27 protein-coding genes and 4 tRNA genes are annotated in these 23,984 nt (G+C 41.2%); 19 read left to right on the plus strand and 12 right to left on the minus strand.

Annotated elements, in window-relative coordinates:
• The first annotated feature begins 67 nt into the window (after window positions 1–67).
• The 4 genes from ISG33_RS05315 (at window position 68) to bfr (ISG33_RS05330) (ending at window position 3,708) form a co-directional block, all read left to right on the plus strand.
• Window positions 68–1,015 (plus strand): alpha/beta fold hydrolase, encoded by a 948-nt coding sequence (locus ISG33_RS05315; protein WP_195732476.1) that lies wholly within the window; start codon window positions 68–70, stop codon window positions 1,013–1,015.
• A gap of 13 nt (window positions 1,016–1,028) precedes the next feature.
• The gene (locus ISG33_RS05320) at window positions 1,029–2,600 is read left to right on the plus strand and encodes a cation:proton antiporter domain-containing protein (RefSeq protein WP_195732477.1); all 1,572 of its coding nucleotides are present in this window, start codon (window positions 1,029–1,031) and stop codon (window positions 2,598–2,600) included.
• A gap of 165 nt (window positions 2,601–2,765) precedes the next feature.
• Entirely contained in the window at window positions 2,766–3,239 is a 474-nt protein-coding gene (gene bfr / locus ISG33_RS05325; RefSeq protein WP_195732478.1) for a bacterioferritin, read from the plus strand.
• Window position 3,240: 1 nt separating this feature from the next.
• The gene (bfr, locus tag ISG33_RS05330; protein ID WP_195732479.1) at window positions 3,241–3,708 is read left to right on the plus strand and encodes a bacterioferritin; all 468 of its coding nucleotides are present in this window, start codon (window positions 3,241–3,243) and stop codon (window positions 3,706–3,708) included.
• Window positions 3,709–3,724: 16 nt separating this feature from the next.
• Here the strand turns inward: bfr (ISG33_RS05330) and ISG33_RS05335 are convergent, their stop codons facing one another.
• Window positions 3,725–4,150, minus strand: a complete 426-nt coding sequence (locus ISG33_RS05335; protein ID WP_195732480.1) for a hypothetical protein — start codon at window positions 4,148–4,150, stop codon at window positions 3,725–3,727.
• 219 nt (window positions 4,151–4,369) lie between these two features.
• Between ISG33_RS05335 and ccoN the strand changes: the two genes are divergently transcribed.
• The 12 genes from ccoN (at window position 4,370) to rssA (ending at window position 15,249) form a co-directional block, all read left to right on the plus strand.
• Window positions 4,370–5,806, plus strand: coding sequence for a cytochrome-c oxidase, cbb3-type subunit I (ccoN, locus tag ISG33_RS05340; RefSeq protein ID WP_195732481.1), 1,437 nt, complete (start codon window positions 4,370–4,372; stop codon window positions 5,804–5,806).
• Between the two features lie 13 nt (window positions 5,807–5,819).
• Entirely contained in the window at window positions 5,820–6,425 is a 606-nt protein-coding gene (gene ccoO, locus ISG33_RS05345) for a cytochrome-c oxidase, cbb3-type subunit II (RefSeq protein WP_195732482.1), read from the plus strand.
• Entirely contained in the window at window positions 6,425–6,598 is a 174-nt protein-coding gene (locus ISG33_RS05350) for a cbb3-type cytochrome oxidase subunit 3 (RefSeq protein WP_195732483.1), read from the plus strand. The genes ccoO and ISG33_RS05350 overlap by 1 nt, the downstream gene beginning before the upstream one ends.
• A gap of 4 nt (window positions 6,599–6,602) precedes the next feature.
• On the plus strand, window positions 6,603–7,559 hold the full coding sequence (gene ccoP, locus ISG33_RS05355; RefSeq protein ID WP_195732484.1) for a cytochrome-c oxidase, cbb3-type subunit III: 957 nt from the start codon (window positions 6,603–6,605) through the stop codon (window positions 7,557–7,559).
• 108 nt (window positions 7,560–7,667) lie between these two features.
• Window positions 7,668–8,159: a FixH family protein gene (locus ISG33_RS05360; protein WP_195732485.1), complete on the plus strand. Its 492-nt coding sequence runs from the start codon at window positions 7,668–7,670 to the stop codon at window positions 8,157–8,159.
• Window positions 8,159–10,636, plus strand: a complete 2,478-nt coding sequence (locus ISG33_RS05365) for a heavy metal translocating P-type ATPase (protein WP_195732486.1) — start codon at window positions 8,159–8,161, stop codon at window positions 10,634–10,636. Before ISG33_RS05360 ends, ISG33_RS05365 begins: the two co-directional genes overlap by 1 nt.
• Entirely contained in the window at window positions 10,636–10,887 is a 252-nt protein-coding gene (ccoS, locus tag ISG33_RS05370) for a cbb3-type cytochrome oxidase assembly protein CcoS (protein WP_195732487.1), read from the plus strand. Before ISG33_RS05365 ends, ccoS begins: the two co-directional genes overlap by 1 nt.
• 9 nt (window positions 10,888–10,896) lie before the next feature.
• Entirely contained in the window at window positions 10,897–11,568 is a 672-nt protein-coding gene (locus ISG33_RS05375; RefSeq protein WP_229333456.1) for a sulfite exporter TauE/SafE family protein, read from the plus strand.
• A 27-nt stretch (window positions 11,569–11,595) separates the two neighbouring features.
• Window positions 11,596–12,333 (plus strand): fumarate/nitrate reduction transcriptional regulator Fnr, encoded by a 738-nt coding sequence (fnr, locus tag ISG33_RS05380; protein ID WP_195732488.1) that lies wholly within the window; start codon window positions 11,596–11,598, stop codon window positions 12,331–12,333.
• A 98-nt stretch (window positions 12,334–12,431) separates the two neighbouring features.
• A complete protein-coding gene (gene uspE / locus ISG33_RS05385; RefSeq protein ID WP_195732489.1) occupies window positions 12,432–13,331 on the plus strand; it encodes a universal stress protein UspE in 900 nt (299 codons plus the stop codon).
• Between the two features lie 91 nt (window positions 13,332–13,422).
• Window positions 13,423–14,310 (plus strand): tRNA 2-thiocytidine(32) synthetase TtcA, encoded by an 888-nt coding sequence (gene ttcA / locus ISG33_RS05390; protein WP_195732490.1) that lies wholly within the window; start codon window positions 13,423–13,425, stop codon window positions 14,308–14,310.
• A gap of 9 nt (window positions 14,311–14,319) precedes the next feature.
• Window positions 14,320–15,249, plus strand: coding sequence for a patatin-like phospholipase RssA (gene rssA, locus ISG33_RS05395; protein WP_195732491.1), 930 nt, complete (start codon window positions 14,320–14,322; stop codon window positions 15,247–15,249).
• 74 nt (window positions 15,250–15,323) lie between these two features.
• Here rssA and ISG33_RS05400 read toward each other — a convergent pair whose 3' ends face one another.
• The 11 genes from ISG33_RS05400 to ISG33_RS05450 form a co-directional block, all read right to left on the minus strand.
• On the minus strand, window positions 15,324–15,977 hold the full coding sequence (locus ISG33_RS05400; RefSeq protein WP_195732492.1) for a DUF2987 domain-containing protein: 654 nt from the start codon (window positions 15,975–15,977) through the stop codon (window positions 15,324–15,326).
• Complete coding sequence (locus tag ISG33_RS05405; protein ID WP_195733045.1) at window positions 15,978–16,754, minus strand: glucosaminidase domain-containing protein; 777 nt, start codon at window positions 16,752–16,754, stop codon at window positions 15,978–15,980. It abuts the gene before it with no gap.
• The gene (locus ISG33_RS05410) at window positions 16,747–17,475 is read right to left on the minus strand and encodes a hypothetical protein (protein WP_195732493.1); all 729 of its coding nucleotides are present in this window, start codon (window positions 17,473–17,475) and stop codon (window positions 16,747–16,749) included. Before ISG33_RS05410 ends, ISG33_RS05405 begins: the two co-directional genes overlap by 8 nt.
• 97 nt (window positions 17,476–17,572) lie before the next feature.
• A complete protein-coding gene (locus ISG33_RS05415; RefSeq protein WP_195732494.1) occupies window positions 17,573–18,205 on the minus strand; it encodes a LysE family translocator in 633 nt (210 codons plus the stop codon).
• 184 nt (window positions 18,206–18,389) lie between these two features.
• Window positions 18,390–18,476, minus strand: a tRNA-Leu gene (locus tag ISG33_RS05420).
• A 29-nt stretch (window positions 18,477–18,505) separates the two neighbouring features.
• Window positions 18,506–18,579, minus strand: a tRNA-Cys gene (locus tag ISG33_RS05425).
• Between the two features lie 32 nt (window positions 18,580–18,611).
• Window positions 18,612–18,687, minus strand: a tRNA-Gly gene (locus ISG33_RS05430).
• A 175-nt stretch (window positions 18,688–18,862) separates the two neighbouring features.
• Window positions 18,863–19,426 (minus strand): CDP-diacylglycerol--glycerol-3-phosphate 3-phosphatidyltransferase, encoded by a 564-nt coding sequence (pgsA, locus tag ISG33_RS05435; protein WP_195732495.1) that lies wholly within the window; start codon window positions 19,424–19,426, stop codon window positions 18,863–18,865.
• Between the two features lie 60 nt (window positions 19,427–19,486).
• The gene (uvrC, locus tag ISG33_RS05440; protein ID WP_195732496.1) at window positions 19,487–21,313 is read right to left on the minus strand and encodes an excinuclease ABC subunit UvrC; all 1,827 of its coding nucleotides are present in this window, start codon (window positions 21,311–21,313) and stop codon (window positions 19,487–19,489) included.
• 5 nt (window positions 21,314–21,318) lie between these two features.
• Window positions 21,319–21,960, minus strand: a complete 642-nt coding sequence (uvrY, locus tag ISG33_RS05445) for a UvrY/SirA/GacA family response regulator transcription factor (RefSeq protein ID WP_195732497.1) — start codon at window positions 21,958–21,960, stop codon at window positions 21,319–21,321.
• A gap of 136 nt (window positions 21,961–22,096) precedes the next feature.
• A tRNA-Ser gene (locus ISG33_RS05450) sits at window positions 22,097–22,188 on the minus strand.
• A 278-nt stretch (window positions 22,189–22,466) separates the two neighbouring features.
• On the opposite strand from ISG33_RS05450, the gene ISG33_RS05455 reads away from it, so the two are divergent.
• The 3 genes from ISG33_RS05455 (at window position 22,467) to ISG33_RS05465 (ending at window position 23,982) form a co-directional block, all read left to right on the plus strand.
• Complete coding sequence (locus ISG33_RS05455) at window positions 22,467–23,123, plus strand: Bax inhibitor-1/YccA family protein (RefSeq protein WP_195732498.1); 657 nt, start codon at window positions 22,467–22,469, stop codon at window positions 23,121–23,123.
• A gap of 49 nt (window positions 23,124–23,172) precedes the next feature.
• Window positions 23,173–23,553 carry a sulfurtransferase complex subunit TusD gene (gene tusD, locus ISG33_RS05460; RefSeq protein WP_195732499.1) on the plus strand — a complete coding sequence of 127 codons (381 nt, stop codon included), beginning with the start codon at window positions 23,173–23,175 and terminating at the stop codon, window positions 23,551–23,553.
• A gap of 63 nt (window positions 23,554–23,616) precedes the next feature.
• A complete protein-coding gene (locus tag ISG33_RS05465) occupies window positions 23,617–23,982 on the plus strand; it encodes a DsrE family protein (protein ID WP_195732500.1) in 366 nt (121 codons plus the stop codon).
• Window positions 23,983–23,984: the final 2 nt, after the last annotated feature.

Here is a 23,984-nt window from a genome sequence, read left to right on the forward strand (position 1 = left end):
TAGATTAATGACATTTTTAGACGTTGTAGGTCTATACTTAATTATCTTTATACTTTTAGGTGATTTTATGTACTTGGTCGTTGGAAGCCTTTCTGTTGTTTTTGTGGTCGTCGTTTGCTTTGTTGCACTTAAGCTCGACACCACCTTTACTATTGCAAATAGCTTTTACAATGCCGCTAACGCTATAGAGGCAAAGTTAGCTAAGTTAAAGATATACAGATCATTTAATGAGAATTTTGGCGTAAGCACTCATTATCTCAGTAATGTTTCATCGTTTGATAACACAAAGCCTGTCGTGGTCCTTCTACATGGCTTTAGCGCAGACAAATATATATGGAACAGAATATCGCTCAGGCTTGCCAAGCATTATCAATTGTTTATCCCTGATCTTTTGGGGCATGGCGACACTGAGTATAATCAAGAGCAAAACTACAGCACAAAAAGGCAATGTGAGTTTTTAGTTGAGTTTTTAGCATCGGTGGAAATTGATCGCTTTCATATCATCGGTAACAGTATGGGCGGTCTTATGACGGCGCAGTTACTTGAGATGATGCCTGAACGAATTATAAAGGCAGTTTTAATAGACCCTGCTGGTGTGCGTTCTGACTTTTCACTTCAAATGGCTAAAACAAATCAGAATCCGTTCAATCACTATAATGAAGAAGATTTCTTCTACTTTTATGATCTCGTGATGGCTAAACCACCTTATATGCCAAAGTTCATTCTACGGGCGTTGGCGCATAAATACATTTCGCGGAGAGAACAATATGTGCACATGTTTCGTGATTTCTTCAATCCTGACGATTTTTACGAACAAGATAAACATAAAATTGGGGGATGTAAAACCATGCTAATTTGGGGCGTGAATGACAAATTAATGCCCGTTGATGACTATATGATTTGGCAGAATATGCTAGATTCAGAAACTGTGATATACGAGGATCTTGGGCACATGCCAATGGTTGAGGATGTGCGCCGAGTATCAAGAGATATCATTACTTTTCTTTCGAACTAACGCGGGCTAATCAATGGAATTTCTCTTTTTACTAATTGCTTTCATTTTCGGCCTTGGCTTTCGCTTTGTTGGTTTGCCTCCTCTTATAGGTTACCTTATCGCTGGTTTCATACTGAATGCATGGGGATTTGAAAACAATGACCTTCTTCAACAGATTGCTGATTTAGGCATTACTATCATGTTGTTCACCATTGGCTTGAAACTGAATATACAAGACTTACTCAAACGAGAGATTTGGTTGAGTTCCGTTCTACACACCAGCATATGGATTGCCGTATTTTCTGCGATTGTTTTCTCCTTAAGTGTGTTTGGGCTCCCTTACATCAGCGATTTAAGTCTTACAACAATAGCACTTATTGGTTTTGCTTTTAGTTTTAGTTCAACTGTCTGCGTGGTTAAAATTTTAGAGGAAAGTGGTGAAAGTAGAACTCGGCACGGAAAAGTAGCGATCGGCATTTTGGTAATGCAAGATATTTTTGCAGTACTGTTTTTGGTTTTTGCTACCGGTAAGGTCCCTTCCCCATGGGCTGTAGCGCTTTTCCTCTTGATCCCTGCCACGCCGCTATTCAGGAGGTTACTCGATCAGTCTGGACATGGCGAGTTATTGCCGTTAACCGGTTTTATATTTGCGCTAGGGGGCTATCAACTCTTTGAATATGTTGGCGTAAAGGGTGACCTCGGAGCATTAATATTTGGAGTGCTCATCGCCGGTCATGTAAAGGCAAACGAGTTGGCTAAGTCGCTGCTTTCCTTTAAAGACTTACTGCTCATCGGGTTTTTTCTCACCATTGGCTTAACTGCATTACCAACACTGGAAATCACCGGAGTTGCCCTTCTTATCACCCTGCTCTTGCCGCTGAAGTTTCTTCTCTTCTTTGCTTTATTCACGAAGTTTAGATTAAGGGCTAGGACAGCTTTCCTGACAGGGCAAATTATGACGAACTACAGCGAGTTCGGACTTATTGTGGGAGCCGTGGCGGTGAGTATCGGACTGCTTGATAAAGTTTGGTTGGTTATATTGGCATTAAGTGTCTCATTTTCATTTGTCTTTACCAGTGCAATGTATAAAACAGCTCATAAACAGTACACCAATTACAAAGATAGACTTAAGAGATATCAAAGTAATCAGGCTCTTCCTGAAGATTTGTACCCCTCACTGGCAAACACAACAGTATTAGTTATTGGTATGGGAAGAGTCGGCAAAGGTGCTTTTACAACCTTGGCAAAACTTTTGGACAAGGGGGTTACCGGCATGGATGCAGATATTGATAAAGTTGAGTCGTTAAAAGAATTGCACTACGAGGCGATTTTAGGTGATGGTGAAAACATAGACTTGTGGGAAAGTGTCGATTTCAGCTCTATTGAGCTGGTCCTTCTAGCCTTACCTTCAATAGATGATTCGTCCAACATTACTCATCAGCTACGTTCAGCCGGTTTTCAAGGCAAGATAGCTGCAATTGCTCGGTATGAAGATGAGGTAAATCCGCTTCTCGAAGTGGGAGTCGATAAAGTATTTAACTTTTTCACAGAAGCTGGCTTAGGTTTCGCGGAAGAAAGTTTCGAATTGATCAATCGGGAAAAATAGCGTCTTTGACAGTCTCATTTTATGCATCAATGATAATAATCAAAGCCTTAATGAAAATCATTATCTTTTGTATATCATTGATATAAAAGGAAATTATTGACTTATTCCTTGTTTTTTTAATGAGGCTGACCTATACTTCAATTATATTAAGAATAGGTGAACAGTATGAAAGGTCATCCAGCAGTTATCAAAGCGCTTAACGAAGTGCTAACCACCGAGTTAACATCAATTAATCAATATTTTTTGCACGCCAGGATGTATAAAAATTGGGGCTTTGAGGCTTTAGACAAAGTCTGCTACAAAAAATCCATTAAAGATATGAAACAAGCAGACGAACTTATTGCCAGAATACTCTTCTTGGAAGGCCTTCCTAATCTACAAGCTCTTGGAAAGATAAATATAGGTGAGGAAGCCGAAGAAATGCTCGCTTGTGATAGCCAGTTTCAACAAACACAAATTCCGCAAATGAAGGCTGCTATTGAACTATGCGAACAGCACCTAGACTTTGTCTCGCGCGACCTACTCTCGAATATTTTAGAGTTCGAAGAAGAGCACTATGATTGGATAGATACGCAACAATTCCAAATCGAAAAATTAGGTATACAAAATTACTTACAGTCCCAAGTTGAGGAGGATTAAAATGCAAGGTAATAAGAATGTAATCAATGGGTTGAACTCTCTTCTCGGCTACGAGTTGGCCGCGATGGATCAGTATTTTATTCATTCTCAAATGTACTTGGATTGGGGGCTAACAAAACTCTACGATCGCATTAACCATGAGTTTGACGATGAAAAAGGTCACGCAACAAAGTTAATAGAACGTATGTTGTTTCTTGGTGGTAAGCCCGATATGGAAACCCGTGTCGGCTACAAAGTCGGCGAAACTGTGCCAGAGATGCTACAAAGTGATCTCCGAGTTGAGTACGAGGTGGCTGACAAACTCCGTAATGTTATTGCCATGTGTGAGCAGGAGCGCGATTATGTGACAAGAGATATGCTCTTAGTTCTGCTCGACGATACTGAGATGGACCATGCTCATTGGTTAGAGCAACAACTAGGGTTAATTGAGCGCTTGGGGCTATCAAATTACTTGCAGTCACAAATGTAAAACGTTGCCCTAATTATTAGCGATAGGTAGAGAAAACGGCTGAATAGTGAAATATTCGGTCGTTTTTCATTATAGTAAAGTGTAGTCTCCATTCCATCGCATCCAGATTGCAGCTTCCAAGAAATGTGACTACCCTGCCATTGTCACTCATTAGAGGAGTCTTACCCATGAACATATCTACCCCTTCTATCCATCCATTGGTAAAAATCGCATCGTCTGGCAGGTCAAGTGCTAAATAAATTTCTTCCTCTACCACGGGTTTTGATACGAACCGAACCGATAAACGCTGGTTTTCTATACCAAAGTAGCATGTCGAGGCAGTTAAATCACATTCACTAGTTGATGTGCTTGCAGTGCTAACATATTTATAACAAATACCTAAAAGTACCACCACCAAAGCGATGAAGAGAAGAAGAATCGATGCAAATGAGTTGTTTTTCATAATTTAAGCATGGTTTTGTCGACCGTAAACTTTCCTTTATTGACGAAGATCAAATGCTATTGAAGTAATATATCTTTTTGTATTTAAAAACATTATGATCCGCCTGTAATATCTTGATAGCTTACTTAACTTGCTAACACTACTCAACTAGGCGGCACGTAAAGGCACAAACATCATTGAGATATTTTGTTTTTTTCTCGACGCGGAAGATATAAAAATATGAGCGAAATAAGCCAAGTACATCCTGACTACAATTATAAAGTAGTTAGGCAATTCACAGTAATGACCGTTATCTGGGGTATCGTCGGAATGGCGTTGGGAGTATTAATTGCTGCACAGCTATTTGCACCGTCATTAAACTTCGATCTTCCATTTTTAACCTACTCTCGATTACGCCCACTTCACACTAATGCGGTAATTTTCGCATTCGGTGGTTGTGCCCTCTTTGCTACTTCATACTACATTGTTCAGCGTACCTGTCAGGTTCGTTTATTCAGTGACAAATTAGCAGCGTTTACATTCTGGGGCTGGCAAGCGGTTATCGTATCAGCGGTTGTTACGCTTCCGTTCGGCATTACTGCCAGTAAAGAATATGCTGAGTTGGAATGGCCTATTGATATATTGATTACCTTGGTATGGGTAGCCTACATCATCAATTTCTTTGGCACTATGGTAATACGAAAAACCTCGCACATTTACGTGGCAAACTGGTTCTTGGGAGCGTTCATGCTTACCGTTGCAGTTTTACACATTGGTAATAGTATGGCTATCCCCGTATCGTTTACTAAATCCTATAGTTTGTATGCCGGTGCAGTTGATGCCATGATGCAATGGTGGTACGGGCACAATGCCGTTGGATTCTTCCTTACCGCAGGCTTCCTTGGCATGATGTACTATTTCGTACCCAAGCAAGCTGGCCGCCCTGTTTACTCCTACCGTTTATCTATCGTTCATTTTTGGGCACTAGTATCATTATATATTTGGGCTGGTCCTCACCACCTACACTACACTGCCCTTCCTGACTGGACGCAATCCTTAGGTATGGTGATGTCGATCATCTTATTTGTTCCATCATGGGGCGGTATGATTAACGGTATCATGACCTTGTCAGGTGCTTGGCACAAACTTCGCACAGACCCAGTATTGCGTTTCCTCATTGTGTCATTGTCTTTTTATGGCATGTCGACTTTTGAAGGACCAATGATGGCGATAAAAACGGTAAATGCGCTCTCTCACTATACTGATTGGACTGTCGGACACGTTCACTCTGGTGCGCTAGGCTGGGTTGCAATGGTATCTATCGGCTCAATCTATCACCTCGTTCCAATCTTGTTTGGGCAGCCCAAAATGTACAGTACTAAATTGATCAACATTCATTTTTGGTTAGCGACCATAGGCGTTGTGCTATACATCGTTGCTATGTGGATGTCGGGTGTTCTTCAAGGACTAATGTGGAGAGCGGTCAACGCAGACGGTACGCTTACATATTCTTTCGTAGAGTCTTTAGAAGCATCTAAGCCTTTCTACATCGTTCGTTTCATTGGTGGGTTGTTTGTTGTCGCTGGAATGTTGATTATGGCATATAACTGTTACCGCACGATTAGGGCCCCTAAACAAGAGAGCGTTGCAAGCAATTCTGCAACTGCTGCGGCTTAAGGAGCATATTAGTATGAAGAATCCACATGAGTTACTAGAAAAGAACGTTGGTTTACTAACTATTCTTATATTGATTGCGATCAGCTTTGGTGCGATGGCTCAAATTTTACCCCTAATGTTTGACCAACAGGCGTTGCAACCGGTTAAAGGCTTACGCCCCTACACTGCACTTGAAATGGAAGGTCGTGATATTTATATCCGCGAGGGCTGTGTAGGCTGTCATAGTCAAATGATACGTCCATTTCGCTCCGAAACGGAACGTTATGGTCATTATAGTGTTGCAGGCGAATCTGTTTGGGAGCGTCCTTTCTTATGGGGTTCTAAACGAACAGGTCCAGACCTTGCTCGCGTAGGTCAGCGTTACAGCGACGAGTGGCATAGAGTACATTTGATAAACCCAAGAGACGTGGTTCCTGAGTCAAATATGCCGGGTTATCCTTGGTTAGCTGAGAACAAACTTGACGGTAAAGACATCGTTAAGAAAATGGAAGTTAATCGAATGTTGGGTATGCCTTATACAGACGAAGATATTGCGGGTGCTGAAGCTGCAGTGAAAGGTAAAACAGAGATGGAAGCCTTAATCGCCTATCTTCAACAACTTGGGACACATTTAAAATAATGGACCAAGGACTAATAGGCAGCATATTTACTGTTATCGTGTTTGTCGCTTTTGCTGGCGTGTGTTATTGGGCCTTCAGCAGCAAAAATAAAAAGAGCTTTGATGAAGCGGCAAACCTCGTGTTCGATGACGAAAAGAAAAAGAATTTAAATAAAGAAGATCAGGAGTCTTAAACTCATGAGTATGTTTTGGACAATTTGGATATCAGTGATATCTCTGGGTACCATTTTTGGTTGTTATGTATTATTAAAATGGTGCCTATCAAATAAAACGGGTGTTGAAGAAGGCGTGTCAATGGGACACGAGTTCGATGGCATTGAAGAGCTAAACAATCAACTGCCTCGTTGGTGGACGATACTATTCTACATCTGCATAGTTTGGGGGGTTGCTTACCTTATCATCTATCCGGGTTTAGGTGGTTTCAAAGGTGTTTTGGGTTGGACTAGCTCCAATCAAGGGGTGCTCTCTCTTGAAGAATCAAGACTAGCTCTTCAACAAGATATTGAGGAAGGTAATATCAATGAATATGCCTTACAGATAAAATATGCAAACGAGCAATTTGATCCTATTTTTGCCGAATATGCCAAAACCCCAGTTGAAGATCTAGCGTTTAACGATGAAGCCGTGCAAGTAGGCAAACGTTTGTTTTTACAAAACTGCGCGCAGTGTCATGGTTCGAATGCAAAAGGCGCTGCAACCGGCTTTCCTAATCTGACCGATGACGATTGGTTGTATGGCGGCTCTGGCGACAAGATCAAAGAGACCTTGGTTCTTGGGCGACGCGGTGCGATGCCAGGTTGGTTGAACAGTATGGGTGAAGACGGAGTTGCTGAAGTAGTCGCTTATACCTTGAGTTTAAGTGGTAGAGACGTCGATACCGCACTTAAGGAAAAAGGTAAAGCTCGATTTGCAGTTTGTGCCGCTTGCCATGGTATGGATGGTAAAGGCAATCAATTGCTTGGCGCCCCTAACCTGACCGACAATATCTGGTTATATGGCGGTAATGAGAAATCAGTCACTCAAACATTGTATTATGGTCGAAATGGCGTAATGCCAGCGTTCAATGAGACATTGGGTGAAGATAAAATCCACGTTGTTGCTGCTTACGTTTATAGCCTGTCAAATACACAGTAAAAAACGAACTAAAAGCCTCGCATTTGCGGGGTTTTTTTATCTTCTATTCGATATAATTCCCGCGACATATGCGCTCAAGCGTTCTCCTTAAATTAATTAGGCTCAATAATGGATAATCAAGACATTAAACCATGGTATAGGCAGTTCTATCCTTGGTTCTTAATCTGTATTCCGGTTTCTTCATTTATCGTAGGTGGTATCATGATCAGTTATGCGACAGACGGAAGTGACAGTTTAGTTATCGATGACTATTACAAAGAAGGTAAAACCATCAATGCTCGCCTTGATAAGATGCAAAATGCTCGAAATCTCAACATAGAAACCATGTTAAGTGCTGAAGACGGACTCATATCTGTTGACTTTTTATCCGGGGCACCTAGCACTCAAGCTGCGTTAAAGCTCGACTTTTATCACGTGACTCAAGAGCAGCGCGATTTCCAACTTTTATTATCAGCTGACGCTAATGGTGTGTATCGAGCGCAAACCGACAATAACATTCAAGGTAAGTGGAGGTTACGCTTAACCCCGCTTGACGAAGAATGGAAGGTACAACAGACTATTAACTTGCCAACTCGCACGCCCGTGAAGTTTGTGCCCTAATGGCTATTCATATTGCAGAAGGCCATTGTTTCCATTGTGGTTTACCAAATTTGGAAGCCGAACGTTACTCGGTCGTTATTAAGCAGCACAGTTATTCCATGTGTTGTCCTGGTTGCCATGCGGTTGCCTCTTCGATTGTTGAAAATGGTCTTGAGAGTTACTATGAATTTAGAACTGAGCCAGCTGCCCGCGGTGATTCTGCGCTAGATAACACAATGGCTAAGCTGGCTGTTTACGACGAGCCTGAACTGCAAGAAGAATTTGTTTTCGACAGCGGTGCGCACAAAGAGATTCAACTTACTGTCGAGGGTATTACCTGTGCTGCGTGTGGGTGGTTAATTGAAAAGCAACTTGCAAAAGTAGCGGGAATTAAACAAGTATCTGTGAATGTAGGAGCAAGAAGAGCGTCAATTATTTGGGATAATTCTGAAATAAAGCTCTCACAAGTATTACAAAAATTAAAATCAATTGGCTACGAGTCCCTTCCCTTTCAAGCTGATAACCATGAGGCGTCATACCATAAAGAACAAAAGAGCTTTCTCAAAAAGGTAGGTCTATCTGGCATTATGACAATGCAAGTGATGATGCTAGCTATGGGGCAATACTTTGACCTATTTGGAAATATAGATGCCGAGACAACTCGATATTTCAATTGGATTAGTTTGGTACTAACTACACCCGTTGTGTTGTATTCGGGAAGTGTTTTTTATTTAAGTGCGCTGAAAGCACTTGTCGCTAAAACGGTTAACATGGATATACCTGTGACCATCGCAATATTAGCTACCTACGTTGCTGGCTTCTTCACCGTTAACAATGAAAAAGCCGAGGTATATTTTGAATCTATTTGTATGTTTGTTTTCTTTCTGCTCATCAGTCGATTCTTGGAGCACCGCTCTCGGCATAAAGCCACACAAATCTCGTCGAATATGCTTAAACATATTCCCGTCACTGCAAATCGCGTGGAGGGTGATGCACTAGTCTCTGTGTTAGCCAAGCAGCTCAGAGTAGATGATATTGTGTTGGTAAAAACGGGGGAAACAATTCCTGTTGACGGACTGATTACTGATGGCAACGGACGCATCGATGAGGCTATGTTAACGGGCGAGTTTGAACCGGTTTATAAAACCCAAGGGCAGCATGTGTTTGGTGGCACGATTAATCAACATGGTGTTATTACTGTCAAGGTAACGAATACACTAAAACACGCTATGGTTAATCAAATATTGCGCTTACAACAAACTGCGCTTTCCAACAAACCTAGGGTCGCACAAGTTGCCGATCGCTTGAGCCGTTATTTCGTAGTCGCCGTGTTAAGCATATCCGCACTCACCTATTCGTTTTGGACTCTGCAGGGCAACCCGCATGCATTTTGGATTACGATCTCAGTATTAGTGGCTACTTGCCCTTGTGCTCTTGGTTTAGCTACCCCTTCAGCCTTAACGTGCTCGATGGCGAAACTAAATAATCAAGGCATTCTTTTAAAAAGAGCAGATGCATTAGAGCAATTGACAGAGGTTAGCGATATTATTTTTGATAAAACCGGTACCCTCACCCATGGGGAGTTTTCAATTCAAAAAACCTGGTATTCAGAACAGCTCACTAAAAATCGTTGTGAAGAGTTATTGTCAATTGCATCTAGTATAGAAAAACGTTCAGAACATCCTATTGCGAATGCTTTCAAAGACATCACTCCCTGTGCCAAGACCATTGAGAGTGTTGATATAAGAATTGGCATGGGTATAAGCACTCGTATAGATGACAATGTTTACCATTTGGGTTCTGCTAGTTTTGTGTTAACTGAGTTAAGTGAAAATCTACCAGAGCTAACACCAGATGCTATAAATGGTGCCAACGTTTTGTTGAGTGAAAACGGTAAATTAGTCGCTGCATTTTGGATTACCGATGAAATTAAACAAGAAGCCGCAGAAGTGCTGTCTAAACTAGACCAATTTACCCTTGGCATATTGAGCGGTGATACAACAGTAAACGTTGCTAATATTGCCAAGCAACTTGGTATCGAGGTTCAGAATGCGGAGCAGTCTCCTAACGACAAACTTGCCCACATTCAGCGGCTTCAAGCCAATGGCAGAAAGATACTCATGCTTGGTGATGGTATTAATGATGCACCGGTTTTAGCTGCATCGGATGTCAGTATTGCGGTTGGTAACGCCTCCGACCTTGCCAAAAATGCAGCGGATGTGATATTGCTCAAGCCGCAAATTGATGGTGTTGTCGATTTACTTGATATGGCCTTACGAACTAAGAAAAAAATCAAACAGAACATTGCTTGGGCACTAGGTTACAACATATTGGTGTTGCCCTTTGCTATGATAGGCTTATTAACGCCTTGGATGGCCGCGCTGGGAATGTCTTTGAGTTCGATTATCGTGGTGTATAACAGTACTCGCTTAATGCGAAGTAAGAATCTGAAAATATCGGTAAATGCTTATATGCCGCAAGGTATAGGAGAGTCTTAATGAGTATCATCTATGTACTAATACCCTTAGCCATCATTATTGCGAGTATTGCTATTGGAGTGTTTTTTTGGGCAGTTAAATCAAACCAGTTCGAAGATTTAGACCGACAAGGATACAGTATCCTCTTCGACGACGACTTAAAGCCGAGCTCTGCAAGTGATGATAACAAGCAAATCGCTAGTGAAAGTGAATCTAGTAAAACACTGACGACATCACCTGAACACAAGATAGTTCCGCATGAAAAACCATAAGTTGCTAACGTGACCAGTGAACTAACACTATTTAGTGCTCTGTTGATAGGTATCGCAGGCGGTGTTCATTGTATTGGCATGTGTGGTGGTATCGCCAGTGCCTTTTCCTTTGCAATACCTAAAAACAGCTCCGCTTCGACTTATATAATAGCCTACAATTTAGGGCGAATTGCTAGCTACACTATGGCAGGAGCAATTACTGGCTACTTAGGAAGCTTAGCCTCTAGTGCTATTTATATTGGTTTGCCGATATTGCAGGCAATTAGCATTATTTTCCTGGTCTTGCTTGCCTTGTATATTAGTGATTGGTACAAAGGTCTTAGTTATTTGGAGCGATTGGGTAGCCATATATGGCGAATAATTTCACCTTTGTCAAAGCGTTTTATTCCTTTTCGAACTCCTCTGTCAGCTGTAGCCTATGGAGCTATTTGGGGCTGGTTACCCTGTGGCTTAGTATATTCAATGCTAACTTGGTCACTGGCTTCTGAAAGTGCAGTTGATGGTGCTCTATTTATGTTGTTTTTCGGTTTTGGTACTTTGCCAGCAGTGATGGCTACTAGTCTTGGAGCCAGTTTTTTACTCCCCTTATTACAACATCGTAAAACTCGACAAATAATTGCGGCCTTCCTTCTTGCATTTTCATTATTCTTGACCTACGCACTTATAACAGGTAATAATTGATCCGTAATTCAATAAAAAGAGTAGCCCATGGCAACTAGCCCAGAACTTTCTATTCACTGCCAAAGCTGTAGCTTCAGCCACTTGTGTTTACCGGTTAGTCTAAATAAAAGTGAGCTTGAAACATTAGACGACATCATTGAACGTAAAAAACCACTTCATAAAAACGATAAGCTTGTGAGTTGCGGCGATAAGTTTAATTCGCTGTTTGCGGTGAGATCTGGTTCTTTCAAATCCTATGTAAGTGATAAGGACGGCGTGGAACAGATCATTGGTTTTCACTTCCCCGGCGACATTATTGGTTTCGACGCATTAAAAGACGATATGCATAATAGTGATACCCAAGCATTAGAAACAGCCATGGTGTGCGAACTGCCTTATGATACTTTAGATGAGATGTCGATACGCTTCCCTAAACTACGCAAACAAATCATGCGGTTTATGAGTGCAGAAATAAAGCAAGACCATGATCTCATGATGCTGCTCAGTAAGCGCAGTGCCGAGGAACGTTTGTTGCATTTTATCACTCACTTATCACAACGCTTTGAAGAACGAGGCTTCTCTGCTAAACAGTTTAATTTGTCGATGACGCGGAATGAAATTGGCAACTATCTTGGATTAACGGTTGAAACAATTAGCCGCTTGCTGACCCGCTTTCAAAAAGACGGCCTGATCAATGTTGATGGAAAGCTAATCTCAATCATTAACTTCGACGCTATAAAACAGCGTCTTCCCGACATGGATATCGCATTTACTAATATTGGTTAGTTATTTCTCTCAGTTTATTGATCTGGGGCAATGAGCTCACTCGCACATCATTTTTAACACTATACAATAAACATAGGTATCTAGATTAGGAGGATCCTATGTTTACTTGTAATACCATTCTTGCCGTGCTCGACCCTACAAGCGATGTTCAAATAGCCTTAAATCGCGCCTACTTCATTGCTCAAAAAACCAAGGCATCGATCATTGCTCTTAGCTGTATTTACGATAAGTCTTTTGAAATGGCTGCGGTGTTAAGCAGTGACGAACGCTTCAACATGAAGCAAGGTATGCTTAACCATGCAAAAATGAAAAACGACGGTCTTTATCACGACAAATACCCTGGTGTAGATATAAAATATGTCTACAAATGGCACAAAAAGCTCCATGAGGCGGTAATTGAAAGCTCAATAGAGAACGCTTGTGACCTTGTAATCAAAAGCACTAAAAAACATGGTTTCTTGTCAAAGAGTATTTTCACTCCGAATGATTGGCATATATTAAGAAACTCTGAAGTTAATGTCATGCTAGTTAAAGACCATGATTGGCCAAATAAGGCTAAGGTGTTAGCCTCTGTCGGCGTGTCAGCCAAAGATGAAACGCATATGAGCCTGAGCGACAAAGTGGTAGCAACAGCATCTGAGGTGAGTTTGTCAACAAACGCTAATTTACATTTGGCGAATTCTTACGCCGGCGCTCCTGTGCATATAGCTGTAGAGGTGCCTAACTTTTCACCCGACGTATATAATGAGTCTGTGTTGCAGCGCCATAAAACTAAACTCAAAGAGTATGCAACACAATATTCTTTGGATGATAGTTTTGTGCATGTCGAAGAAGGACTTCCCGAAGATATCGTGCCACAACTATGCAAAGATCTTGATATCGATTTATTAGTTATTGGTTCAGTTGGCAGACGAGGTATGTCGGCAGCTATTTTGGGGAACACTGCAGAAATGATCATTGATTCAGTAGAATGCGATACCTTAGTAATAAAGCCATAAGCAAGATTGCTTGTATTGCAAACAAGCTTTAAAATAGCGCCAATTTATTTGGCGCAATACTTGTGCGCATTAATGCTGAGCAGTGTGAATAATGGAAGTAAGCGCAAAACAGAAATACTCTAACGACAAACTGATTAAAAAACTTCGTAGAAACGTAGGTAAGGCAATTGCTGACTACAATATGATAGAAGATGGCGACACTGTTATGGCAGCTATAAGCGGTGGTAAAGACAGTTTTGTTATGCTCGATATTCTGCTGAGTTTACAAAAGTCTGCACCAATTTCTTTTAATGTAGTCGCCGTTAACCTCGATCAAAAACAACCTGGTTTTCCTGAACATGTCTTGCCTGAGTATTTAGAGAAGCAGAACATCCCCTACTACATTATTGATAAAGACACCTACTCTGTGGTGAAGTCAAAAATTGAAGATGGGAAAACGACTTGTGGTCTATGTTCACGTTTACGCCGTGGTAGCTTATATGCTTTCGCAGAAAAAATAGGGGCGACAAAAATCTCCCTCGGTCATCATATGGATGACATGGTTGAGACTACTTTTTTAAACATGTTTTATGGGGCAAAGCTCAAATCTATGCCGCCAAAATTACTATCCGATGACAAACGCAATATTGTTATACGTCCTCTAGCATATTGCAGAGAGAAAGATATTGCAAAGATGTCAGCATTCAAACAATACCCTATTATTCCCTGTAATCTTTGTGGTTCACAAGAAAATTTACAGCGTCAAAATGTTAAACTAATGTTGGCAGAATGGGATAAGCAAACGCCAGGTCGGGTTGAGAATATTTTCAATGCCACCAAGTCAATTAGTCCAAGTCAACTAGCTGATACAGCACTGTTCGACTTTACGAATTTAGCAATTGACCGAAGCTCCGAACGCAAAGAATATGGATATAAGGGCGAAGAAGTGTCATCAACCAATATTGATGAATCCCTCGTTATTGAAATCGCTAAGCTTTAAGGAATTATAATGAAAATTGGATTAGCGCTTGGTGCTGGTGCGGCAAGAGGATGGGCTCATATCGGAGTGATAAGAGCGCTACAGCGAGCTGGAATTAAAATTGATGTAATAGCAGGATGTTCAATTGGAGCCTATGTTGGCGCAGCGTATGCAAGTGGAAAATTAGATGCGTTAGAAACTTGGGCGAATACGCTAACGGAGTGGCAGGTATTTCGCCTTTTAGGCGTTGGCTTCCGAAGAGGTGGCTTGGCAAGCGGCCAGAAAGTATTTGATAAGTTAAAAGAAGATTTTTCTGCTCCAAAATTTGAAGAGATGGACATTCCTTTCGCCTGTGTCGCCACAGATTTATATTCCGGTAAAGAGGTCGTTTTTCATAGTGGCGAGGTAGGAGATGCAATACAAGCCTCGTGTGCTATACCTGCCCTATTTAGCCCAGTTGAACACAAAGGACGTTGGCTAGTAGACGGCGCAGTTGTTAATCCTGTGCCCGTGAATCAATGCAGACAACTAGGAGCCGACTTTGTTATTGCAGTAAATTTAAGTGCAGATTTTCGGCCTCGTTTAATTGAAACATGTGAACGCGAACATGAAGAAAACCAACGTAAAACCGATGAAATGTTAGATAAAGCCAGTGACGGTTTTATCAAAAAGTGGTTCTCACCTGACCCGAAACCAAACAAAATGACGCCTCCTGGGATCGTCAGTGTAATGAGCAGCTCACTCGATATTTTACAAGCGAGGGTGACGCGGTCAAGACTGGCGGGTGAGCCACCCGACATATTAATAGAGCCACAGTTGCAAGACGTAGGTACACTCGAATTTCACAGAGCAATTGAAGTTGCTGAGAAAGGTAGCCAAGCAATAGAACGACTATCTCAGCAACTTGCTTACCAATTGGGACTGCCAGACAAAGACAGCTTCGCTAAACACAGCAACTAACAATGTGCAAAAAAGAAGGATATTGGTCTGAATTGCTAAGCTGAGGCCAGCTCAGCCTCGCCTACTTAGTAGCACTATTTTGAAGCGATGGCAGTAATTCGCAAGGGTTTCCTTTTCAATCTAAGTAAGCCTTCTTTTTCGAACCATTCATCATCCAAGAGCAATATTCCCTGATTGACTTGTTCCCCACTTATCACTTGTTCAGTCAAGCTTGGATCTTCAAATTGAATCATTAACCCTTTCACTGTAGGCATCATAAAGGATAAAAAACTGCCCATTTCGTTAAAGAAAGCCTCGTACTGCTCATAAATGAAGCGAAGCTCCTCAAAACTATAGTTCTTTTTTAGATATTCCGGTTTGGTTTCTAATTGTACTGAAATATCACAGATATTTGATGGCTCTTCAAAATCTAAGACCACATTCGCATCAGCAAGGTTGAGCGCTTTTTCTGATTGTATTGTAAAACGATTTTCAGAACTAACGACTAGGGGAATTTGCTGCTTTTGCGTGCTGATACGAGCAGAATTTATTTTGCATAGTTTTCCCGTTTTGATATTGGTAAAACCGAAAGCAAACTGAAGAGCTTTGGTATCTTCACTTTTAAGCTTTTTAACGTGGCTGTAGAATGTCTTGTATCTCACCTCTACTTCATCAGCATTGACTGGTGGTAGACTTGATATCATGAGTATTAGAGCGACCAACGCAAAGAACGATACGCTTTTACACATTTACATTAATTCCTTATTAACCCTGAGCATTTGCTTTAACTCGACAATATATTCATCACCGCGTTCAGAGTATTTTGTTAAGCCTTCGCTTAGCGCAGACGCTGATATCGGTAACATTTTCTCACGAAGCTGTTTTCTTATTGCTCTCAGCTCTTTATAAGCATCGTGACGATTTAGATTTCTCAAATAGGTGTAAACTGCTGTTGATAAATTTTCAAACTTGGCAACTTCATGAGCCGCGCCATCGTTTCTTCGTTTCGGAACAAAGCCGCAACCTTTTTTGAAACACCATAACCCGAAGAAGTTGTACCCTTGTGTAGCGAAACGTGACGTTCCCCATGCTGATTCGTTTGCCGTCTGAACCAACACTAATTCTACTGGAATAATATCAATTTTAATCAATAGTTCGTCGAATAGACGATCAAGATCATCAACATTTTTGGCACGGTACTCCTGAGATAACCAAAGTAATTCTTTCTTTTGCTTTTCAGAAATAGTTTCACCTGCAATATGCTTTGCTCGCAATCCATGAACAAACTCACGTTGACGGAGAATATGCTCATTTTGCGCCTCTATTTCAGGACGTAAATAGGAGAAAAACGCTTGTTTCTTCTCGCGCACTTGCTCGTATGATGAGAAATCTGGTATTGGGATATCAGCGCTTTCGGAACGTGGTATCGTTTGTATTTCTGAAGGTTCAGGTTGCAATAAAAATACGGCAAATATAACAATCAAAAGAGATATTGTAGCAATCGATATTATCTTTAGTTTATGCATCAAAATACGCGTCTTCCTCTGTCTTATCGGTGATGGTTATTGATTCACTCTTTTGTTGGAATAGGTCATTATACAGTATCGCTTTAATATTGAAATAAAGCGGCCCTACCCAAATCAGTGCAAAACCAAAGGTAATAATCACGCCAATAAACATAATAAGAAACAATAAATATAGCTGTATAAGCTTTAACAAGTAAACGTTGGATACTTTGACAGAGAGGATTAGCGCCGATATAGGACTTAGCCCTTTATCGACAATCAAGGTTTGTGTAAAAGATGTTGTCACCATGATATATAGCCCCGGAACCCACAAAAGCGCTAAGCCAATTTGGGTTAAAAATGAAACCAATATCGTTGCTACGGCCAGGAACAACAAACTAGAAAAATAGCTAAACAATATCCCCACTCTTACACTTTCTTTCCTCTCTGTTTTCACACCAATCATCGTTAAGGCAACAAAAATAGGCGCTGTTATACAAACCAGCATTATCTGCGCAATATAAATCTTTTCGGGGGCTAACAGTTCTAGTTGCTCGGGCGTTTCAACACCTGTAACTGATAGAAAGCCAATTGCATAAACCATGATAATGAAAAAGCATGTTAACAAAGCTAATAGCAATGTAGACATATTCTGTTTTGACGCGGAATTAGCTCTATCAATAAGGCTCTTAATATCAAGTTGATACTTCCCGTCGAGGGCGTTTTTTGCAAATTCGTACATATCAGTTCGTATTCTTATCATTGTAGTAAGATTATAGTTGAAAGCATGCTAATTGGATCGTCCCATCAAGAACCCAAGGCTATAGAGACTGAAAAAGCTATGTGAGCAACAACAGAATTGCCATGCCGATAAGCACGACACCCATGGCCCTATCAAAAAGGTAGCCTTTTTGCTGATAAAACACTCTAACTTTGCTATGCGTAACCGTTACAGATACTGCTATGAACCACAATGCGGTAGCAACCGCCATATAAAGTCCATAGACAATTTTATGAGTTGTTGGAGTTTCAACAGCGATCGCAACGGTAAAAAGGGACAGAAAGAACAGAGTAGCCTTGGGGTTCAAACCGTTTGTTAGAAAGCCAATACCAAATGATTTCAGCAGACTCTTCTTTGACGTATTTGAGGCGGTGGTGAGCGCACTAGTATTTGCTTTGCTCCGTAATGCTCCCACACCTATCCAAATCAAATAGCCTGCGGCTACATACAGAAGAATACTTAATAGCCATGGCGTAGTTTGAATTATGATGCCAATACCAACAAGAGAATAGGTTACGTGCAATAAAATACCAAAACCTATTCCCAAGCTTGTAAAAATGGCCGCCAACCTACCCTGGTTAAGTGCTTGTTTGAGAACAATCGCAAAGTCAGGGCCGGGGCTTGCTACAGCAAAAAAATGTATCAACGCAATTGAAAACAATTCAGCCCAACTGAAGCTCATTAGGTCCATCCTTTGCTATTCAAATAAAGAATATCATCACCAGCTAGTCGTGTTACTTCTTATAGAAGAATAAATTAAAAAATATGGGAAGTACAAACTATCGAGGTCTCAATCTCGTATTACAAAAGTGCACGCAATGCACGCATTATTATAAGCTAAGAGAGTCTGATGAGTATACACTGAATTCAAGAAATGGTGCCCGGGGCCGGACTTGAACCGGCACGTCGTTACCGACGAGGGATTTTAAATCCCTTGTGTCTACCAATTTCACCACCCGGGCACTGATGTTGCGTTCATACATGACATATGTGGAGGCGGAACCCGGAGTCGAACCGAGATCCACGGATTTGCAATCCGCTGCATAGCCATTCTGCCATTCCGCCGCAACTGACCTACACATTTCATTTCAATAAATTGGAGCGGGAAACGAGATTCGAACTCGCGACCCCGACCTTGGCAAGGTCGTGCTCTACCAGCTGAGCTATTCCCGCTCTGAAATGTGCGATGCATTCTACCCTCAAAACAAAAGCTGTCAACACAAAATATGAAAGAAATATGCTGTTTTATTAAAAATTAACCATTTCGTTGGTATTTTGGACTGAAAGGCTCAAAAACACCTATTACTATCACTTTTAACTATTTCAATCTGCGTTTGCAGGTGCGTTTTTAGGATTTGGATAGGTCTGCCCATGCAGCCTTTGTGTAAATAATCATTGACCAGACCGAAAGCACGGCAGAAAAATACAGCAGTATCTTACCGAGGGTGACCCAGTAAATTGGAAATCCCATGAAGTACTCTAAACCAGATAGCAATCCTATCAATGCAAGCATCTGTGCGGTTGTTTTAGACTTGCCGATAAAGGAGACTTTGACCGTTGCCGAGCTCCCCTGTTGCCCCATCCATTCTCTCAGTGCTGATACGTATATTTCTCGCATGAGCAGAGCAATAGCCGGAATTGTTATCCACACATCGGCATAGGTGTGGGTAACCATGAGTAAGGCTGCAGCGACAATAAGTTTATCAGCAACGGGGTCTAAAAAGGCACCAAAGGCGCTCGATTGTTTTAGCTTTCTCGCAAGATAACCGTCAAACCAGTCAGTAATTGCCGCAAGCCAGAATATAAAAGCGCCCGCTTCGTGCGCCCATCGCCAGTCTAAAAAATAAACCACTACGAAAACAGGGATCAGTAACACTCTGAAAATGGTGATGATATTGGGAATTGTCCACATAATTGCTATAAACTCTACTTTACTACTGCTTGTTTAGGTTGATGATATCAGACAAACACATTAGGAATGCAAGTAATCATAAATGATATCGGCTAAATCGTCGCTTATTCCTGGTACTTTAGCTATCTCCTGCTTACTCGCTTTTTTAAGGCCTTGCAAACCACCTGAATATTTTAACAGAGCTTGGCGTTTCTTAGGTCCTACCCCAGGTATACCCTCGAGGGTGGATGTTTTCTTCACCTTCTGCCTTCTATTTCTGTGCCCTGAAATAGCGAAACGATGAGATTCGTCTCTTATATGCTGAATTAAATGCAAACCAGGTGAATCACTTTGAATAGGAATATTCTCATACGACCCAGCCCGTATAAGGGTTTCCAATCCTGGCTTGCGGGATGTACCTTTCGCCACTCCTATGAGCGTGGGAACAAATTCACTTGGCCAATTTTTAAAGTGTTCTTCCGCCTGAGCTAATTGCCCCTTACCACCATCAATAAACAAAATATCTGGAATTTTAGCGTCACTGGAAGGCTTTTTATAGCGCCTAGACAAGGCCTGAGCCATTGCTGCATAGTCATCTCCAGGGGTTATGCCTTCAATGTTGAAGCTGCGATAATCCGCTTTATGTGGTCCCTCGCGGTTGAATACCACACAGGAAGCAACAGTTTGTTGTCCTGAAGTATGGCTGATATCAAAACACTCCATTCTTTGTATTGGTGTATCTCTTTCGATTATTTTTTCTAAGTCGACAAAGCGAGCAAACATGGACTTCTGTTGATTTTGCTGTGTTTCCAGAGCATTGTCTGCGTTTTTATTCGCTAACTGAAGATATTGTCTTTTTTCATCTCTCACCCCCTCATAAAAGCGCACTTTATATCCAGCTTCACTGCTAAGAAGTTGCTCAATTTCACTGTACTCAGGAAACTTAATCGGCAGAACAATTTGCTTGGGGATTGTCTTATTGCCTGCTAAATAGAATTGAAGAATAAAAGACTGAAAAGTTGTTTCGGCGTCTATATCTTTTGGCACTTTTGGAAAAAATGACTTGCTACCTAACAGTTGTCCTTCGCGTATAAAGAGCCCTTGCACCGACGCAATGCCATTACGAAAGGCAAAGCCAAACACATCCATTTCATCTTGCTCACCAGTCACAAACTGTTGTTCTTGTATTCTCTTGAGGGCACTAATTTGATCGCGATACCTTGCAGCAGCCTCAAAATTAAGTGCTTCACTTGCTCCTTCCATTTTAGATACGAGTGACGATATTACCTCAGTATTTTTACCCCGCAAAAACAAGGTAGCTAATTTCACTTGGTCAGAATATTCTTCATCACTCACATAGCCCTTTACGCAAGGCGCAGAGCAACGCTTCATTTGATATTGTAAACAAGGCCTACTTCGTGCTCGGTAATAACTATCTTCGCATTGTCGTATAGGAAAAATTCGCTGCATTGAACGCAAGCTCTCACGAACAGCCCAAGCGCTTGGGTAAGGTCCAAAATAAGTGCCTTTGCGTTTTTTCGTACCACGGTGAAAACTTAGACGAGGGTGCTCATGTTCGGACAAGAATATGAAAGGATAAGATTTATCGTCGCGCAACACTACATTGTATCGCGGGCGGTATTTTTTTATAAAATTATTTTCTAGTAAAAATGCTTCTGTTTCACTGGATACAACTGTTACGTCCATCGACGCAATCTGTGATACCAAAGATTGTGTCTTGACGCTGTCGACGGTTTTGCGGAAATAGCTAGAGACACGCTTCTTAAGGTTTTTGGCCTTACCTACATAAATAACTTCATTACGTGCATTGTACATCCGATAAACGCCAGGCTTTGCACTGAGGTTTTTTAAGAACTCGTCGGAGTCAAAGCGAATCTCATCATTCACAGAGCCTAAACCTCTGTTTGTATTAGCTTATGCCGGAGAGCCAAATGCGTTAGTTCAACATCAGAGTTAACATTGAGTTTTTCAAACATCCGATACCGATAGGTATTGACGGTTTTTGCACTAATATTCAAATTTGCAGCAATTTCAGGTACACGAGTGCCACGAGTAAGCATCATCGTAATTTCTAATTCTCGGTCTGATAGGTTTGCAAAAGGATTGTCATTGTTCGGATTGGTAATACCTATGGCCAACTCCTGCGCGACTTCTGCCGAAATATAGCGCTGACCCGAACGTACTTTATATATGGCATTGACCATCTCACTTGGGTCTGCATCTTTTGTAAGAAAACCGTGCGCACCAGCTTGCATAATCTTTGTAGGAATTGGGTTTTCTTTATGCATCGAGAGGCAAATAACGCGAGTATCAGGGCTAAAACGCAGTATCTTGCGAGTAGCCTCTAAGCCTCCAATCCCTGGCATGCTCACATCCATCATAATAATATCTGGGGCATTTTTACGACAATGCTCTACTGCTTCTTCCCCGCTGCCCACAGCGGCAACGATATCAAAGTCTTCAATATCGTTGAGTATTCGACTTATCCCTGTCCTGACGAGTTCATGGTCATCAACCAATAAAATCTTGATCACGTAGGAGCCTCTAATTCTTTTTATTATTAATAATTTTTTATATCGCGCAGAGTATCTTACAAATCACGCGACAATGGAATGCTTTTGGGGAATTTTGGTATAAAAAAACCCCGACCAATGGTCGAGGTTTTGAATGTGGCGGAGAGTGAGGGATTCGAACCCCCGGAAGGTTTGACCCTTCGTCTGATTTCAAGTCAGGTGCATTCAGCCGGACTCTGCCAACTCTCCGTAAGAGACGCGCATATTAAGGATGATTGAGACTGTTGTAAAGTGTTTACATGTAAAAAAGTGATTTTTTTTATTTGTTTGAACAATTTTCAAACATTTACGTTCTTTAGAAAGTGTATATCATTATAATACTTGAAATTTGGAACCAAACACCATACAAAGTATCTAAGTAAAGTTACTCAGGTAATGTTGAAATTTATAGCGCTTTGTCATTATAAATAATATTATTACTTCAATAGAGCTATTTCATTTCTTTTAATATTGTGGAGACGTAAACAATGGAACAACGTTCAGTACATTCGGTAGGCGAAACTCGCTCAACTATCGAAATTAACAAGGTATTGAAAAATACCTACTTATTATTGTCTATGACCTTAGTGTTCAGCGCTGTCTGTGCTGGTATCACAATGGGCATGGGTCTAGGTGGTATGGCAAGGATAGGACTTTTTGTCGCTGCTATTGCATCGATGTTTGCAGTATCAAAGTTTGCAAATTCTGCTGCAGGCCTTCCTCTTGTGTTTTTATTTACAGGTTTAATGGGCGCTAGCTTAGGCCCGTTGTTAGAGTACTATGTTGCGGTTAATCCATCAATTGTAATGGAAGCACTAGGCGCTACGGCGATTATTTTCGTTTCGTTGTCTGCTTATACCATTGTAAGCAAAAAAGACTTTAGCTTCATGGGCGGCTTTTTGGTGATTGGTTTGGTATTTGCGATCATTGCGATGGTAGCGAATCTCTTCTTCCAGATTCCAGCACTGTACTTAGCCATTCATGCTGTGATTGTGTTTATTATGTCGGGCTTCATCCTTTACGATACCAGTCGTATTGTTAAAGGTGGCGAAACTAATTACATTATGGCAACAGTTTCGTTGTATCTAAACATATATAACTTATTCACATCGTTGCTTGCGCTGTTAAACGCCGGTGATGACTAAGTAGTCAAGATCAAGGAAAACACCCCGTTAAGGGGTGTTTTTGTTTGTAATGAAGCATTTTATACTCATGGTAACAAAAGCGCCTTTTCAGTCAGAAAATGGCAAAATGGCACTGGCATTTTGCAGAGCTGCAATAGAAGCTGGTCATCGCATTAACCAAGTATTCTTTTACCAAGAAGGCGTTTTTCATTCTTCAACTTGGCTTAAGCCTGTTCCTGGAGAGCTTTCCTTGATAAACGAATGGGAAGCATTTTCAGAACAAACAAAGACACCTCTCAAATTATGCGTTAGCGCTGCAGAAAGGCGTGGATTAGTAAATGAAAACGCTGAAATGGAATTAATGCATTCCTCTTTCGAACTTTGCGGCATGGCCGACTATTTTTCTGAAATATCCGCCTCTAAGGGCAAACTGATAAGTTTGCAACTCTGACTACAGTGACTGAAACAATAGTAAAAGGCTTTAGCTTAAAGAATATTAAGGTTGCGACAAATCATGAATGATTCTTTACTCATTATCTCCACGCATGCACCCTACGTGAGTAGTCATGCACAAGATGCACTCGAAGCAGCCTTAGCAGCTAGTAATGTGGGGGTAGAAGTTAGCTTTGTGTTAACTGGTTTAGGCTGCAATCAGCTGACAGTTAACGATAGTATGGGCTCATCGAACTTTATTGAGCGCAAGTCAATCCCTAAACAACTTAAGGTGCTACCGCTATACGATATTGATAAACTATTTTATTTTTGTCGCGAGTCGTTTTTATCAGAGTCGGCGACAGGATCTCTAGACCTATTCAAATACATTAACGAAAAGAGCTTTGCAGAGCTCGTAAATCAACATCGACATATTTTAAGGTTTTGATT

The organism is Marinibium conchae (genome assembly GCF_015595035.1).
Classification (GTDB): Bacteria; Pseudomonadota; Gammaproteobacteria; order Enterobacterales; family Alteromonadaceae; genus Glaciecola.